Raw genomic sequence first — 14,784 nt, 5'->3', positions numbered from 1 at the left:
GCCTCCTTAGCCATAAAATGAGTAGTAGTTGTTAATTAGTTCATACATGATGACCTCATGACCTTTGTCATTGAAATGCACACCGTCCGGCATGCTTGATTTTCTGAACGACGGGCTGTAAGGTCTAAATTGTTCATATCTATAAGCATCGAAAACCGGTACATCTAATTCGTTACAAGCATCAACTTGCGCGTTGACATAATCTAATAAAGTTTTACCATTTTCGTTTTTATCTGTGTCTTTGCGTTTGATTTTTCCGTCGTCAACATAACACTGTCTAGCAGCCGTCATAACGATTATTTTTGATTTAGGGTTATTCGTCTTGATGTTTTGAATTGCGCTGTAGAATGCCCCGTAAAACGTTTTTAAATCAGTTTTATCAGTACCGATATCAATGTTATTAATCCAGTCATCATCTGTGCCTTGTACGATGATTAAATCGGCTTTTATCTTAGAAGCTTGTTCATATATGCTGTTGTCTTTAGTTGTAGACATCGTCGCACCACTAACAGCCAAATTCGTTTGTTTAGCTTTAATCTTTTTAGCTAACAACTGTGTAAAGTTTGTTTTAGCATAAGAACCTTTAGCGATACTATCGCCAATTGTTCCAATGCTTTTAATTTTTCTGATGTTCGATTTTGGTGCGAAGTCATGCACGATTGTTCCGTTCGCAGTTGTAACATTTTTAGAGTTAGCTTCTTTTAATTTCTTATTTAAATCTTCCGTTTTACTAAGTAAATCACTTGTTGTCTTAGTTGCAGCACGTAACTCGGCTTGCATTGCTTTAGCGTCTTTTGCTGGATCTGATTTATTAGTTTTCAGTGCTTTAACATAGCTTGCAGCATTGTTTACAGCTTTCATATATCTATCTTGTAATCTGAAATCGCCTAGCACTACATCTTGTTTAATAATGTTGTTATAAACGTCATATTCTGTCGTTATTTCAACAATACGAACCAAGTCATTAACGCCAATCAATTCGTCGATAACTCTTACAACGTCGCCGATTTTTGGTAATGCCTCTGGAAACTTCTTACGTAAAGCCACAAAGTCTAAAGATATAGAAAGCGTTCTGCTTTCCATAATAGCCAATTCCATCGCTTTCTTAAGTGTGTTTTCTTTAGTCATTCGGCCGTCGATAATTGGTGGAGCCTCTCTCTTGCCTATAACTTGAGCTAACGGATCAGTGTATTCAAACTGCAAACTTGCTTCATTGAATGTTTGTTGGTTATCAAATCCGCCATAACCTCTAATGTAGGTGTAGCATTTAGAAGCATCTTCTTGAACTTTTACGTTATTAGCATTCACACCCGCTTTAATAAAGTAATCAGCCTCATGTTGGACTTTATCATAGAGGTTAAACGTTTTAGTTGAAGTGTCGTATTTAAACTCTAAATCGTATTGTTCTAATCCTTTTTTGAATATCTCTAAACGTGTGTCATGGTTGCCTAGATTTTCAAATTTATAAGAACTAACTTTAGAATGTAGTTTGTATTTATAGCCAGTACCTTTGAAAACCAAGTCGAAATACCTTTGACCGGTAAAACTACCGTTATAAACCTCATAAATTCTAGAACAGTTTAAATCGTCAAGCTCGACTAATCTGGCTTTGATTGACAACTTTTCTTTTTGTCCAATAGATGTTTTATCTATCATTACAATTCTAAATTCTCTATGATCGTTTGCGCCACCGACATTAGTTATCGTCCACATTTTTGTTATAGCTCCAACAGCGTCAAATGTGTATCGGTTTTCGATTATATCGATGTCTAGCGTGCTATCTTCGTTTATTTTTTCATTCACTTTACATGTTGCAGGGAGAGAATACCCGACACCTTGTAAACTCTTTAATAATATTGGCATTGGTTCTCCTCCTATCTAAAGTAAAGTTTGTGTTTGAATGTGATTTTTTGCATTGGTACGTTAGCTCTGAAATAGTTACTCCCAGGATACAAAACAGGTTGCTGTTGTGTGATGTTGTACTTATCGATACGTAAGTTATTTCTATAAGTGTGTAAGCCGTCAAACTTAATAACATCGCCCGGTTTTATTTCTATACCTTTAATTCGAGCTATGTCACTATGTTCAGTATAGAATGTGAATTCTTGCGTTTTCTTAACTCTCTCGCCGACTTTAATTTCAACAATTGATTTTTGGTTAAATTGGTTAATAGGTACATCGCCGTCGTAAGTGACAAAGTCGTACATTGTGTTATAAAATGTAAATTTTCTTTCGCTTTCTGATTTATTGAAAGGTAAATCGTCAGGAACTGCCCATTTTTCCATATTCGGGTCTTTTTCAAGGTCTGTACTATATGCGATACTTTCAAAATATGGTAAATCAACTGTTTCAAATTCTATGTCTATTTCTCCAGTTAATTTAGTGGTATCTATTGATATAGAATTGACCAACCCTACAAATATTTGTCTGCCGTCAACATATTCAAGCTCAAAATCTTGCGTTTTATGGCTGAACAAACTTTCGAATTTAATTTCTGGGTTAGGCGTTGCTAACTCACGTAAATAGTAATGACCGCTTAACAAGTTCTGCAAGCCGGTTTTAAGATGAGAAGCATAAGCCATTTTAGATACTTTGTATCGTACTTTTAAACTTACTTTTTTTAATTCTTCGTTAGTTGAATTGTAAAAGCGGCCGTTTACTCTCTCGATTTTTTCGAACTCTCTTGAATAACCAGCACCCTCTACATCAAAAGAAACAACCTCTAATGCTTTTTGAGTAAAAGGGTTGTCACTGATTTTATATTTATTTTTGTCTTTAATTATTTCTACATCATGTGCTATCAATTAACAACCCTCCTAAAATTGACTAATTACAGCTGCTTTTGAATTTGTTTCTTCAATGTAAGATTTGATAGCTGGTATATCACTTTCATTTCTAACATTTACATTTACGATAGGTCTGTTGTTCTCTTGTAAGCTGTGTCTCACATCTTTAGACATATGAGCGTCTACAGAGCCGTTTAAAGAGCCTCCTAAGCCGTCTGTTAAGTCTGATGACAGTGATGTGTTTAAATCAGGCTGGAAAGCATTAGTAAGGTTCTTAGCTACATTACGAACTGCGTTAATCGGTTTGTTTTGGTCTGTTAAAATACCTATTCCTAAACCTTGTGATACATATTCTCCAAGGCCTCTAAATACACGAGACGGAGAATGTATACCTAAAGCTCTTTTTGCCGCACTTACAGCACTAGAAGCTACATTTCTAGCAGCATCAACAACCCAAGACATACCTCTTTTAATACCGTTGACCAAACCACGCATTAAATCTAAACCGACACTGACAAATCTACCAACAAAATTTTTGATAGCATTCCAAGCATTTTGCATGCCGTTTCGGCAAGAGTCAACAACTCTGTGGAAACCATTTACAACACCTTGTACAAATCTGACCATTGCACTAATGATTGAAATAACCCAATTTCGAGCTGTATTAACGATGTAATTATACGCTTGCACCATTTTTTGCCAAACAGATTGAGCCACGCGGCCAAACCAACTCGTTACAGATGACCATATTCGAGTGACAAAACCGACTATAGCGGACCATATCTGACCCCAACTTGTGATATTAGTACCAAGAATTTTGTTTAAAATACTGAAAATAAAGCTAGATATCTGATTAAAAATTGATACAATCGCACTCCAAATCGTATTTAAAACATTAGAAATCGTATTGTACAAAGTAGTCCAAGCACCAGAAAAGTCGCCAGATAAAAATTGAATGAATGCAGTAAAAATACCTACAATCAATTGAACTGCCGCTGATATAACCGCTCCTATAGCCGTGAATATCACTTGTATAGCTGTCCATAACGCTTGGAAAGCAACAATTAACAATTGGATAACACCCATAACGGCAACACCTAAAATTTGCATAAACATTTGTCCTAATGCTTGTAAGATAGGCATTATCGGTTGTAACGTTGTCATTATTGAGTTCCAAAGTTGTGTTAACCAGCCAACTACGGCTGAAATCGCTGTAGAAATGGCTGTAGTTATGCCATTCCAAGCTTCGATGATCATATTTCTAAAATCAGCGTTTGTTTTCCATAAATAGACAATTACTGTTACTAGTCCAGCAATTGCAGCAACTACCATGCCGATAGGGCTAAATATCAATGAAAACGTTGCAGCCAATCCCTCTAACAAACTAGTAACGGATGCAATAGGGGTCATTAATAAACCAAATGCACCCTTTAAAACATTGACTACTGTAGTTATTAGACTACTACTTGCGATAAATCTACCTATAGACGTTATAGCTTGTAATATTGTCATACCAAACACGTTGCTTAACAAACTACCTATCGCTATGATTGGCGCCATTAAAGCCCACATAGCACCACCTAAAATAATCAATACACCAATAATTTTGGCTACTGCTGGATGTGCTTCAAACAACTTAGCTACAAACTGTGCTAAACCATTGATGAAGTTGAGTAAAGCGCTAGCTATAGGTGCCATTGCTGTACCAAACGCGACAAGTATTCTAATGATGTTACCAATTAAACTCATGATAACTGGTCCGTTTTGCTGTACGTATTGTATAAACTGTTTAAAGCCCTCTGATTTGCCTACTTGTTCTGACCATGTTCTAAATTGACTAGTCATTTTAACTAACCAATCAAATATACCGGCGCTATTTGCAGCAAACGCGTGCATAAGGTTACCAATACCCATGAACACATTTGCGAATATTTGGCCTATTTTAGGTAAATTCGTTTTTGTATATTCGATAAAGCTTTGTATTGCATTTTGTCCGGCAACACTGTTAGCCCATTTTTGGAACGAAATACTCATATTCTGTAAGCCTTGCGACATAAACTTGAATAAAGGCATAAATTGAGTAAATATGTTGACTAAGCCGTCGCCAAAGCGTCCAGCAGCGTTTAATAAATCTCCAAATATTTGAACACCTACCGTATTTAACGCTTGAAACGCTTTTTTAGCTGTGTTTGATGTTGCAACCCATTTTTCAAACTTTTGAGCGTTGAAATCAACCAAATCAGCTACACCACTTAAAAATGGTGTAAGACTTTTTAACGCTGTTTGGACACCGTTCATAGCCGATGACATCGCGCCAAAAATAGAGTCAGCATTCATCTTTATAATTTGTGTCCATTCATCTTTTAAGCCTTGTAAACTTTTCTTATAAGCGTCTGTCGCATCTGTTGATTGTAATAAGCCGTCGTTTAACATTTTAATAGCACTGATGCCCATTCCAGCCATTGCAACAGCACCTAAACCAGCAACAGAGAATGCACCAGCTAAACCGATAACACCGCCACCTAATACACCAACAGCGTTTAATACGGCCATGAGTGCGGGTACTAGTCCAGCGATAACGGGGATAAGTGCTTGCACACTTGCAATCATTACGCCTTTAATTTGCTGACCGAATATTGTTCCAAATGTTCTTATTTTAGTTGCTAGAGCGTCCATTTTATCGCCGTATTCATCAAGCGATTGGCCTAATGCTCTAGTAAGTATTTGTGCTCTTGTCAAACCTCTTGTGTCAAAATTAACTCTGACTGTTTTGTCAAACAAAGTAGCAAGTGCAATTTTAGACGATGCAATAGCTCTTTTTAGACCACTATTATTACCGTCAATCTTTACATTCTTTTCTCTTATACCAGCTAATTTTGCTTTTATACCGTCGATAACACGACGTAAAGGGCTAGCATTACCGTCAATGTCAACGTTATGCTCACGCCACTTCATCGCCATGGCTTTAGCGCGTTGCAAAGCTTTTTGAAACTTCGATATATCAGCTTTAACATCTGTCTCTATTTCATCTGGTATAGAGGTTTTGGCTAAACTTTGAGCTTTTCGCACGTTGTTTTGAAAATCTCTAATGTTAGCCATGATTTTGGCCATAAATCTCGAGTCCACTCGCTAACCTCCTTTGCTTTGTTGTTCTAAGAAACGTCTAGTACCAGCTTTAAATAGTTCACGTCTTCGTTTTTCGTCTTCAAGTCTAGCTTTTTTGATACGTTCATAGCTGCCAGGCTCTCTAATCTCATAACGTTGTCTTTCAATGTCTTTAGTCATTCTTTTTAGTGACTTACTAGCTTGTACTAATCCGTTCGCTTGAGCTATTTGTATAGTTAGCTCGCGTTTATCTAAATATCTATCTTGACCGCCGATAATCCAATCTTTCCATTCGGCGGGAGTCATAAGCATTAACTCGTCTTTAGGTATGTAACCAACATACCTAGATGTTAGTTGTCTTATTTCTGCGTAATCGAGTAAGGTTCTGCGCCCATGATTTCTTTGTAGTTCTCTTTCATGAACTCGATGCCAGCTTTCGTTGTTTCTTTGTCCTCCGCTTTCGCCATTTGAGGAGCTTTGTTCATCTGTATCCAGAACATTTTCGATTTTTGTTTGAAAAAACCGCTATTATTCAATACGTTTAAAGCACCTTGTAACAGCTCTAATGTGTCTTCTTTTTCTAAAATAACTTCTGCTAATGCATTTTCGATATCTTCTCGAGACGGTGCGTTTTTGCTTAAATAAGCTGTAGCACATTCCCAAAAATTTGCGATAGCGTTTGTATCACGTTCTAAAATACCGTTGTAAATAATGTTGAAACCAGGTGTAACAATCGTTTCGCCGTTTTTACCTTTTGTTTCTTCTGAAAATTTCTTAGCTTTAATGTCAAATGCGAATAACGCTTTAGCTTCTACGTCCTCGCCGTTAATTTTTAATGTTGTAATCGGATTAAATTCAGTCAAAATAAATACCTCTTTTCAAATTTTGTATAAAAAAATAGGGGCGCTAGCCCCATAAATATAAAGTTACAGACTTGAACCGCCACTAGATGCTTTGGCTGCTTTTTGATCTTCGAATGTGCCAACTTTTTCAGCAAAGTGTTCGTATTCGACAGTAGGTGCGCCTGCTGCTTCGAACCATTCTTGTGGTAGGTTTTCTTCTGTTCCCTCTGCAGTGTTCCATTTGATTTTTAACGTTAATTCAATTTTGTTGTCTTCGTCATCGAATGACATTTCGTAACTTTCTGGAATTGCATAACCGAAGACACCATGATATTTACCGTCTTCGCGTTTATTACGTTCATAAAGCCATACACGTACTTGGCCACCTTTTTGTACAGCATGCTTCATTGCTTGAATGCCGGCGTCTCCAGGCACATTACCGATTGTTAACTTAACTTCTTCTGACATTGCATTTGAAGAATAGTCAGTTTTACCACCTCTAACAATTTCTGCAAGGTCGTTTTCGATAGTATGGCCACCCTCTTGTAAGTCGCCAAGCAATAAAGCGTCAACTTTATCTAATTCGCTTTCAGCTGGTCTTACAACTGCTAAATAACTTTTTTGAGCCATTTATTACACCTCTTCGTTAATTTTTTTATGTCTATAGTTAAATAAAAGTCGTATTGTTCCATGCTTCGTGAACCGGTCTATATCCGGGAACACAGCTTGGCTATCAATACGACTAAATCTAAATTCGTAATTATCAATCTCAATCGGTCTGTTTATCACATGTCCAATTGCACTGATTATTAGTTTTGTTTCATATTGCGTTGGATATTGTGAATACACATGAAACACAATGCCAACTGTTTCGCGCATCATTGCGCTGCTTTCGTTGTTAGTGACGTTACTTTCTCCCAATACAATATATGGGTATCTAGCCTCGTCTTGAACAACATCAAAAACCCTATCGCCAACTAATTTGTTGATGATAGGGCTATCTTTCAATCGTTTATATAACTGATTTGTAAGCTCGGGCTCAACTGATACCCACATATTTAACAACTCCTAAGAAAAATACTGTTCAAAAGTTCGACGTCCAGCGTCTATTGCGGGGTTCCAAAATGGCTGTGGCGCTTGACCTTTAGTAGTATGCCACTTACCGTCAGCATCTTTATATGACCACGGTATTTTGTGTGCTCTACTACCTCCGGGACCAGTTGCATATATACCAGTACCAAATTCAACATATACAGCGTAATTTGCTCCAACATTAATAACGCCAGTTAACCCACCGTTTTCGAAATCAAAGTCAATGCTTTCTTTCAAAAATCCTTGATCAACTGGTGCCAATGCTACAGCAGTATTGTATATTTTTAACGTTGTTTTCGCTATACCTTTTTTAACCCACTTCTCAATATCTTTTTGAAATCTATCTAAATCTACGATTAAAGTATCTGCGCCATATCTAACTTTGGCCATAAGGCAACTCTTTGAGCCGAATTAAATTAATCTCGTGTTGACCACCTTGGTCGATAGGTTCTCCTACTATACCAAATACTCTGCCCTCATATTTAAAATAATTATTAGTCGTTATTGGTTGGCTGTATGGTACATATAAGTTTCTATCGAACTCTTGGCTCATTTGATGATACTTTAGTTGTTCTGACGTTGTAGGTGTGTCCATAAATCCATTTATTATTCTTTCGCTCACATAGCGCTCTTTTGCAATTGGATAATCTACAACTTTTTCGATATGACCAATAGATATTGCATGTGGGAACTCGTCAAAAGGATTAAACATGATAACCACTCCAACGTAATTTTTTATATTTTTTTAAATAATCATACGTGCTAGTTGGTAAATCAGTTACAAAAGTATAGCTTACAGTGCCCATTGTTCTTGCTGATATATTGCCGGTTTGGCCAGCTTTAATACATTCTGCAATAAACTTCTTAACTCCAGCCGGATATGGCTCGTAAAACTCTTGATTGCAATAGTCTTCTGCAACATCTTTGTACAACTCTATGAGTTTATTAATAACATCGTCTTTTGAGTCATCCTCAAGTGGTAATTGGTTAATTATTTTGATGTCTTTTGCATCCATTATTTACCACCCTCTAACTCCTCAACCAATTCTGCTTTTTTCATATCACTGTAACCCTCGACATTGCGTTGCTTAGCATATTCTTTCAACTCAACAACTGTGAATGTAGATAAATCTATATCCTCAATTGCTACAATATTTCTTCGGTTGTTCGTTGTGGATAATTCAGTTAATCGCTCATCAGATACATTTAATCCAGGTCTAGGGTATAAGTCGTTTACATTGTACTCATACTCGTTGTCCTGATGATCAGTAAAGTATTCTTTTACGATATACGCCACTTAAATCAACTCCCTTTATTACAAGCTTGAACCACCAGCAGCTTTAGTGATTTTAACCGCTTTAGCTTCATCATATAAGTAAGCTACATAGTGTTTGTCGCTATATAAAGCAGTTGTTTTTGTAGATGCGTCGCGTTCTGTTTCTAAGAAAAAGTCGCGTTTAGTGATTAATTTAACAGCACCTTTTTTAGCTAAAATTGCAGTACCTTGTTCTAATTTGTTAGAACGTACGATGATAGCGCCTAAAGCTTCGCCAAAAGCACCTTTAACAATGATGTCGTCGCCTAATTCAGTAGCACGTGTGAAGTTAGTTGAAGCATCGCCACGTAATTTGCCAGAGTCTAATGGGTTTACGAATAAAACCATAGGTTCTAAGTCTTCATCATTGAATTTGTCGATAGCTGATTGTAAGCCGTTTAATTTAGTGATATCAGCAGATACAGTTAATTTTGCACCCATTAAAGCGTCTAATACGTCGTTATCAACTTTGTTAGCAATAGCTAAACCATGTTGGCGTACTTGTTCTCCTTGAGGGTCTCCATATCCAGACAATAAAGCTTCGTCCGAAATAGAAGTACCTTTCGCGATTTTACGAATTTTAGCTTCACGTTTTTTAGTTTCTAGTTGATCTGTTGGGATTTTTTCTCCCTCTGCAACAACTTGTGCATCTCCACTGTAGATAAATGCTGGGAATGTTAAAGTGTCTCCAGGTTGTCCTACTAATGTGTTGTCGATTTCAGCAAATGAAGCAAAACGCATTTTTTTGTCTAATTCGGCTTGCATCATTGGTGCTAGTACTTCTGGTACGATTTGTGTACTTAATTTAGTTAATCCTTGAGCCATGTTATATACCTCTTTCTATTATTAGTTTTGATTTACTAATTTGTCGTATGTCTCACGGTCATTCATGTACAATTCTGTACGCTCCGCAACGTTCATACTTTCAAATTGTTCTGGTGTAATACCTGTAGGCATTGGGTTGCCGTCTTCCGGCTTTCTGCCTACCGCTTTTGTTTCGGCAAATAAATAAGGCTTAGACTCTTTAAGCGTTTCAACCGCTTTGTCTAACCCTTTCACAGTGCCGTCTTCTTGCAATTCCAGTTCATCTTTATTGATGAATGCTAGAATATCGTCAGCATCGTTTGCATCTTTTGCAACAGCTAACTTAACAGCGTTATTCAGTTGTGATTGATTGTACTTATCTTGCCACTCTGCGTTCTTATTTTTTAATTCGTCGAGTTCTTTTTGTAACTCGCTGTCATCTTTTACAGAGTCTTGTAATTGGGCAATTTGCTCATCGCGATTTGATAATTCAGCTTTCAACTCTTCAATCTCGGCGTTCTTATCGTTAAGACGTGAACGTGGTACCATTCCCGATTTGCTTTCGTCGATAGCATCTAATACTTTTTGTTTATCAATCTCGCCGTCTTTAAATTGTCCTAATAGTGCGTATAAGTCCATTTAAACTACTCCTTTTTACGTTTTTAACGTGCAACGCCACGAAGAATTTTTGTATAAAAAGAAGCAGTTTAACGACATGCTAAGGTCGAGTAGTGACTACTTCTTGTTTTTCTTCTTGCTTTGTTCTCTTTTCATTCGTTCCCAATGCCTATAGCGCACAAATGGTATGTTTTGCTTAGTTCTATTGTCCTTTTTAACCGTCATTGTTGTTGGTAAATCGTCTTCGCTTATGTAGTACATGAGTTTACAACGACAATTGATATTTTCTTTCGCACTCGCTACACCTACAAATAATTTAGGCGCTTGACCTACACAGCCACTTGATTTAAACGGCTCATCTATTTTCTTTTTAGAACCGTCTAAATGTCTGTGTGTGTCTCTTGTGCGTGTATCTTTAGTAGCATACCAATACTTGTACATTTGCAGCCCGTTTTCTTGTGCTACCGTTGCGCTGTCTAGTCCAGCTTGTGACATTACACGTCCTGCTTCTGTACGTGCGACACGCGTCGATTGAGCTTTAGTCATACCTATGTCATCACGTAACGCTTTTGCTATCTTGCTGTAGCCCTCGCCGCTTATGATGCCTTGTGTGATGTGTAATCGTATCTTTTTCAATACTTCATCACGATGTTTTTGTAATGTAGGTACTAACTTAATAAATTCAATCGGTTGTTCGATAGCTCTTTGTATTGTTTGAGCATTGGGCACATCGAATTGCATTGATGTTTGACTAGCCATTTCATACAAATAAAGACTCATCATGAACTTTTCTATATAAGCGTTTTGTTGTGTTTGTTTGATTGTCTTAGCCACTCGGCTATAATCATCAGTTAACATCTGCGCTATACGGTCAAGTTCTTTGTTGAGCCTGTTATATTTATTAAATTCAGTCCATGTTACATGTACGTCATCAGATTGGTACTTTTCAAACATATCAGCTATTTCTTGCTTAATCGTTTTAAATCGTTTAGCAAATAGCGTTTCTATCTCTTTTTCAGATTGACTGATAAGCTTATCGATATAATTGTCTATATCACTCTGGTTGTTTATCTTCGGATCGCTCTTGTTCTGACTGTTCTTGCTCGCCATTTGCAGCACCTCCGTCGTCTATGTCGGGTAGCTGTTGGTTGTATTCCATTTGCTCATGTTCAATGCGTTCTAATTCAGCGTTAGGGTCGTCTACCCACGGATGATGCGTAACGATTGTCTCTTTAGATAAGTATTGAGATTGAGCACCTATTTGCGATTGCTCTAAGTCATTCATCATTCTATTGAAGTTGAATGTAATGCTAATGTCTTTGATGTCCACTTTCAGTTTGTAGAAATCGATAATAAATTGCAGCAACTCTTGTATAGCTACGATTGCTTTGTTCTTAAGTTTGTTTGCTTTTAAATCTAAATTGCCGTATAAGAATTTCAAAGCTATGCCACTAGGCGCAGAGCCAAACTTATCTGTTTGGAAGTCAACACCTTGCCCAAACTCAATCAAGTTAGCGCGCATTAAGTCCAAATACTCTTTTGTGCTTGTTACTGGCACTTCAACTTGTATTGTCTCAACGCCACCCTCACTATCAACGTTTATAGCTTTATAGTATTTAAGGCCTTGCATAAACTCTTTTAAGTCTTCGCCCTCATAACCTTTTAAGATATATATAAGCTCTGCACTTTCATCAAACATATTTTGTGTATCTGACAATCGTTTGTCTATTGCGTCAATAATCGTCTTATACATCCATATATCTGACATCTCTTCCGGATTATTTTTGAACGGTACAAAAGGTACACGCTCCCAGCTTCCTGTTGAGAAATGCGTTTGCTTATTATCTTGGCCATAATAATAGTCGTTTATAAGCATGTCGTTGTCATATACATAGTAAGTAACGTCATCAGCTGTCCAATACTCTACCTTTGTTTCATTGTTAAACTCGAACACACGTATAAATGCTTGTAATGTGTCGCGTTCTTTATCTGTCCAAATAGGTATCGCTTGTTCTGCTGGCACTCTAAATAGTTTGAAGTCCCCATTTTCATCTATATATGGCTGTATCCAGTCAACACCTTTATTAGATGCTGCTGTTAAGACATCAATAAGTTTGTTATCCCATTTATTGTCTAACACACTGTGTATTGCTTCTAATGCTTTGTTATCATCGCATGAATAGGTAACCGGTTTAGTAGCTAAGTACGCAACCTTTTGATCTACTAAGTTTTGATGATAGTTAGTAGTAATACGCCAATCCGGCTTATCCACATCTAATTTGCCGTCTAAATCTAATTTAGGGTATTGATTATATATGTCATTCTGTTTATTGTAATAACGTTCGCCAGTACTGATACGTTCGATATTACTTTGATGATTAAGTATCAATCTGACGATCATTTCTTCTTGCGTTTCTTCTTTAGGTTTCAATTGCTCGACGATTTCTTCGCCATATGTCTTATCCCAAGGAAATCGAATAATAGTAAACACCTACCTTAAAATTGATATCTTGCTTTGTCTCATATCACGCTCTAGCGCATATCTTGTTGCATCTATAGTGTGGTTGTCTTTATCTTCTAATCTTGGCTTTACATTGCCGTCTTTATCTGTCTCATAGTCTATATTTTCAAATTCTCTGGCTATATTAGGTGTTCTATTAGGATCTATTACAATAGCATCTAAGTCATCGAGCCATTGCTCGCCGTATTCAACGCTGTCAGCACCTTTTTTAACACCTTTAACATGCTTAATGCCATGTTCTTTTTTAAGTTCATCAATTGACTTAGGTTCTGCGCTATCTGCAAATATCTCGTCTGATTGATAACCTTTGCTTTTAAGTTTGTTTGCAAACTCTCTATTGCTTATTTGCACGCCGTAAATTTCATCAACAGCATAAATAATGCGTTTCTTTTTGTCGTAGTGCCAACGTACAAAAGCTAAAGGATCAGTCGCATAACCAAAGTCGACTGCGTTGCGTATATTATCAAATGAATTGTATAAATCATCTGGTATCTTTTCTATCTGTAGATTGTTAAATGGTACAACACCACTGCCAATTGCTTCGCCTAAGTATTCCCACCGATATCGCATCTCATTACGTTGCTTAGCACTCTCGGCCTCTTGTATAAACTGTTTGGATATAAATGGGTTATTCAAGTAAGTTGAGTGATGCACAAATGTATTGTCCGGTTGAAATGATGTCTCATATTTTTTGTTAGCCCAGTGTTGTTTCCTTTTAGCCGGGTTGTATGAGAAATAAAATTTATAGAACAACCCTTTATCTAACTCGCCACGCAACATCGAATTGGTTATTGTAGTAACTTCATCTTCAGTCTTGAACTCTCCCAATTCTTCTATCCACATAATAGAAAAAGGAAATCGACTATCTTTTAACGATTTTAAACGCTCGGGGTTCTGCGCCCCTCTAAAAATAATTCGATTACCTCTTGGTATATATGTGATTTCCATTGGCGACACTTTAACTTTGAATAAATGTGACACCTTTTGTTCTTCAATCGCCCATTTAATTTGTTCAAATACTGATGTAGCTAACGTGTTATCTGTTTTACGTACTACAACCGCATTCATCGGATAACGCATAATAAGTTGAGTAATGATAATAGATATATCTGACGACTTACCACTTCCGCGCCCGCCTTTAGCCACTATATTCAATACATCTTTATTCTTTGTTGCTCGCCACAAGTCATGAAAATGCTTCGGTATCAATTCAGATAAGCTAATCGATGTCATCTTTAAATGTTACCGCCTGGATAGTATTAACGTCATGCTCTGTTTTGTCTCTGTATTTGTGCGGCAATCTATTTTTAAGTGCGAATATAAGCGACGTAGGGTTAGCGTGTTCATACTTCTTAACTTTGACAACCTTACCTGCATTAGTGACCGTTTCTTCTTCGTAGTAGTAGCCTGTTGCTCTCTTATGAAGTGCGTTTTCTAATTCATAGTCAGAGACTTCTTTGCCCTTTTTTAAGGCTGCTGAAAACGCTGGGTACTTGTCCGGCGTCCATGTCCTTAGCGTAGAATAAGCGACACCTAAATTCTTAGCTATCTGCTCGTCAGTTAATCCGTCACGTTTCCAACCCTCTACTAATCCGAGCTTGCTTTCTATATCTAATTTTTCGTATGCTGTTCTTCTGCCCATTTCATTTACCACCAACTCTCACGATATTATCTTTTATAAATTTAAAAAAGCCACCCGTG

The 14,784-nt window shown here is 37.1% G+C and carries 17 protein-coding genes; all 17 read right to left on the bottom strand.

The genetic code is table 11. From position 1 onward, the window contains the following. Positions 1 to 6: 6 nt before the first annotated feature. The gene (locus HMPREF3267_RS08460; protein ID WP_062078594.1) at positions 7 to 1,863 is read right to left on the bottom strand and encodes an SGNH/GDSL hydrolase family protein; all 1,857 of its coding nucleotides are present in this window, start codon (positions 1,861 to 1,863) and stop codon (positions 7 to 9) included. 11 nt (positions 1,864 to 1,874) lie between these two features. Beyond that, the gene (locus HMPREF3267_RS08455; protein WP_062078592.1) at positions 1,875 to 2,804 is read right to left on the bottom strand and encodes a phage tail family protein; all 930 of its coding nucleotides are present in this window, start codon (positions 2,802 to 2,804) and stop codon (positions 1,875 to 1,877) included. Positions 2,805 to 2,816: 12 nt separating this feature from the next. Beyond that, the gene (locus HMPREF3267_RS08450; protein ID WP_062078590.1) at positions 2,817 to 5,912 is read right to left on the bottom strand and encodes a phage tail protein; all 3,096 of its coding nucleotides are present in this window, start codon (positions 5,910 to 5,912) and stop codon (positions 2,817 to 2,819) included. A gap of 3 nt (positions 5,913 to 5,915) precedes the next feature. Further along, a complete protein-coding gene (locus tag HMPREF3267_RS08445; RefSeq protein WP_062078588.1) occupies positions 5,916 to 6,203 on the bottom strand; it encodes a hypothetical protein in 288 nt (95 codons plus the stop codon). Between the two features lie 47 nt (positions 6,204 to 6,250). Continuing rightward, positions 6,251 to 6,754, bottom strand: coding sequence for a tail assembly chaperone (locus HMPREF3267_RS08440; RefSeq protein WP_062078586.1), 504 nt, complete (start codon positions 6,752 to 6,754; stop codon positions 6,251 to 6,253). A 63-nt stretch (positions 6,755 to 6,817) separates the two neighbouring features. After that, positions 6,818 to 7,363: a hypothetical protein gene (locus tag HMPREF3267_RS08435; protein ID WP_062078584.1), complete on the bottom strand. Its 546-nt coding sequence runs from the start codon at positions 7,361 to 7,363 to the stop codon at positions 6,818 to 6,820. A 3-nt stretch (positions 7,364 to 7,366) separates the two neighbouring features. Next, positions 7,367 to 7,789: a DUF3168 domain-containing protein gene (locus HMPREF3267_RS08430; protein WP_062078582.1), complete on the bottom strand. Its 423-nt coding sequence runs from the start codon at positions 7,787 to 7,789 to the stop codon at positions 7,367 to 7,369. 12 nt (positions 7,790 to 7,801) lie between these two features. Beyond that, positions 7,802 to 8,215, bottom strand: coding sequence for an HK97-gp10 family putative phage morphogenesis protein (locus tag HMPREF3267_RS08425; RefSeq protein ID WP_062078580.1), 414 nt, complete (start codon positions 8,213 to 8,215; stop codon positions 7,802 to 7,804). After that, positions 8,202 to 8,537 carry a phage head closure protein gene (locus HMPREF3267_RS08420; RefSeq protein WP_062078578.1) on the bottom strand — a complete coding sequence of 112 codons (336 nt, stop codon included), beginning with the start codon at positions 8,535 to 8,537 and terminating at the stop codon, positions 8,202 to 8,204. The genes HMPREF3267_RS08425 and HMPREF3267_RS08420 overlap by 14 nt, the downstream gene beginning before the upstream one ends. Next, entirely contained in the window at positions 8,530 to 8,841 is a 312-nt protein-coding gene (locus HMPREF3267_RS08415; RefSeq protein ID WP_062078576.1) for a phage head-tail connector protein, read from the bottom strand. The genes HMPREF3267_RS08420 and HMPREF3267_RS08415 overlap by 8 nt, the downstream gene beginning before the upstream one ends. Beyond that, complete coding sequence (locus HMPREF3267_RS08410; RefSeq protein ID WP_062078574.1) at positions 8,841 to 9,122, bottom strand: Rho termination factor N-terminal domain-containing protein; 282 nt, start codon at positions 9,120 to 9,122, stop codon at positions 8,841 to 8,843. The genes HMPREF3267_RS08415 and HMPREF3267_RS08410 overlap by 1 nt, the downstream gene beginning before the upstream one ends. An 18-nt stretch (positions 9,123 to 9,140) precedes the next feature. Beyond that, complete coding sequence (locus HMPREF3267_RS08405) at positions 9,141 to 9,965, bottom strand: N4-gp56 family major capsid protein (protein WP_062078572.1); 825 nt, start codon at positions 9,963 to 9,965, stop codon at positions 9,141 to 9,143. 21 nt (positions 9,966 to 9,986) lie between these two features. Next, positions 9,987 to 10,583, bottom strand: coding sequence for a phage scaffolding protein (locus HMPREF3267_RS08400; protein WP_062078570.1), 597 nt, complete (start codon positions 10,581 to 10,583; stop codon positions 9,987 to 9,989). 96 nt (positions 10,584 to 10,679) lie between these two features. Beyond that, complete coding sequence (locus HMPREF3267_RS08395) at positions 10,680 to 11,672, bottom strand: phage head morphogenesis protein (RefSeq protein ID WP_062078568.1); 993 nt, start codon at positions 11,670 to 11,672, stop codon at positions 10,680 to 10,682. Further along, entirely contained in the window at positions 11,617 to 13,053 is a 1,437-nt protein-coding gene (locus HMPREF3267_RS08390; RefSeq protein WP_062078566.1) for a phage portal protein, read from the bottom strand. Before HMPREF3267_RS08390 ends, HMPREF3267_RS08395 begins: the two co-directional genes overlap by 56 nt. Then, positions 13,054 to 14,316, bottom strand: a complete 1,263-nt coding sequence (locus HMPREF3267_RS08385) for a PBSX family phage terminase large subunit (RefSeq protein ID WP_070823822.1) — start codon at positions 14,314 to 14,316, stop codon at positions 13,054 to 13,056. Then, the gene (locus HMPREF3267_RS08380) at positions 14,303 to 14,725 is read right to left on the bottom strand and encodes a hypothetical protein (protein WP_062078564.1); all 423 of its coding nucleotides are present in this window, start codon (positions 14,723 to 14,725) and stop codon (positions 14,303 to 14,305) included. Before HMPREF3267_RS08380 ends, HMPREF3267_RS08385 begins: the two co-directional genes overlap by 14 nt. Positions 14,726 to 14,784: the final 59 nt, after the last annotated feature.

It is taken from the genome of Staphylococcus sp. HMSC62D11 (assembly GCF_001839145.1).
Classification (GTDB): Bacteria; Bacillota; Bacilli; order Staphylococcales; family Staphylococcaceae; genus Staphylococcus; species Staphylococcus lugdunensis.
Note: the sequence above shows the minus strand (reverse complement) of the source record. Positions and strands in the feature narration are given on the sequence as shown.

Excerpts from the sequence above, each read along its gene's own strand:
- HMPREF3267_RS08460 (WP_062078594.1), bottom strand. The coding sequence starts at position 1,863 with ATGCCAATATTATTAAAGAGTTTACAAGGTGTCGGGTATTCTCTCCCT.
- HMPREF3267_RS08445 (WP_062078588.1), bottom strand. The coding sequence starts at position 6,203 with ATGCTTATGACTCCCGCCGAATGGAAAGATTGGATTATCGGCGGTCAA.
- HMPREF3267_RS08435 (WP_062078584.1), bottom strand. The coding sequence starts at position 7,363 with ATGGCTCAAAAAAGTTATTTAGCAGTTGTAAGACCAGCTGAAAGCGAA.
- HMPREF3267_RS08430 (WP_062078582.1), bottom strand. The coding sequence starts at position 7,789 with ATGTGGGTATCAGTTGAGCCCGAGCTTACAAATCAGTTATATAAACGA.
- HMPREF3267_RS08425 (WP_062078580.1), bottom strand. The coding sequence starts at position 8,215 with ATGGCCAAAGTTAGATATGGCGCAGATACTTTAATCGTAGATTTAGAT.
- HMPREF3267_RS08420 (WP_062078578.1), bottom strand. The coding sequence starts at position 8,537 with ATGTTTAATCCTTTTGACGAGTTCCCACATGCAATATCTATTGGTCAT.
- HMPREF3267_RS08415 (WP_062078576.1), bottom strand. The coding sequence starts at position 8,841 with ATGGATGCAAAAGACATCAAAATAATTAACCAATTACCACTTGAGGAT.
- HMPREF3267_RS08405 (WP_062078572.1), bottom strand. The coding sequence starts at position 9,965 with ATGGCTCAAGGATTAACTAAATTAAGTACACAAATCGTACCAGAAGTA.
- HMPREF3267_RS08400 (WP_062078570.1), bottom strand. The coding sequence starts at position 10,583 with ATGGACTTATACGCACTATTAGGACAATTTAAAGACGGCGAGATTGAT.
- HMPREF3267_RS08395 (WP_062078568.1), bottom strand. The coding sequence starts at position 11,672 with ATGGCGAGCAAGAACAGTCAGAACAAGAGCGATCCGAAGATAAACAAC.
- HMPREF3267_RS08385 (WP_070823822.1), bottom strand. The coding sequence starts at position 14,316 with ATGACATCGATTAGCTTATCTGAATTGATACCGAAGCATTTTCATGAC.
- HMPREF3267_RS08380 (WP_062078564.1), bottom strand. The coding sequence starts at position 14,725 with ATGGGCAGAAGAACAGCATACGAAAAATTAGATATAGAAAGCAAGCTC.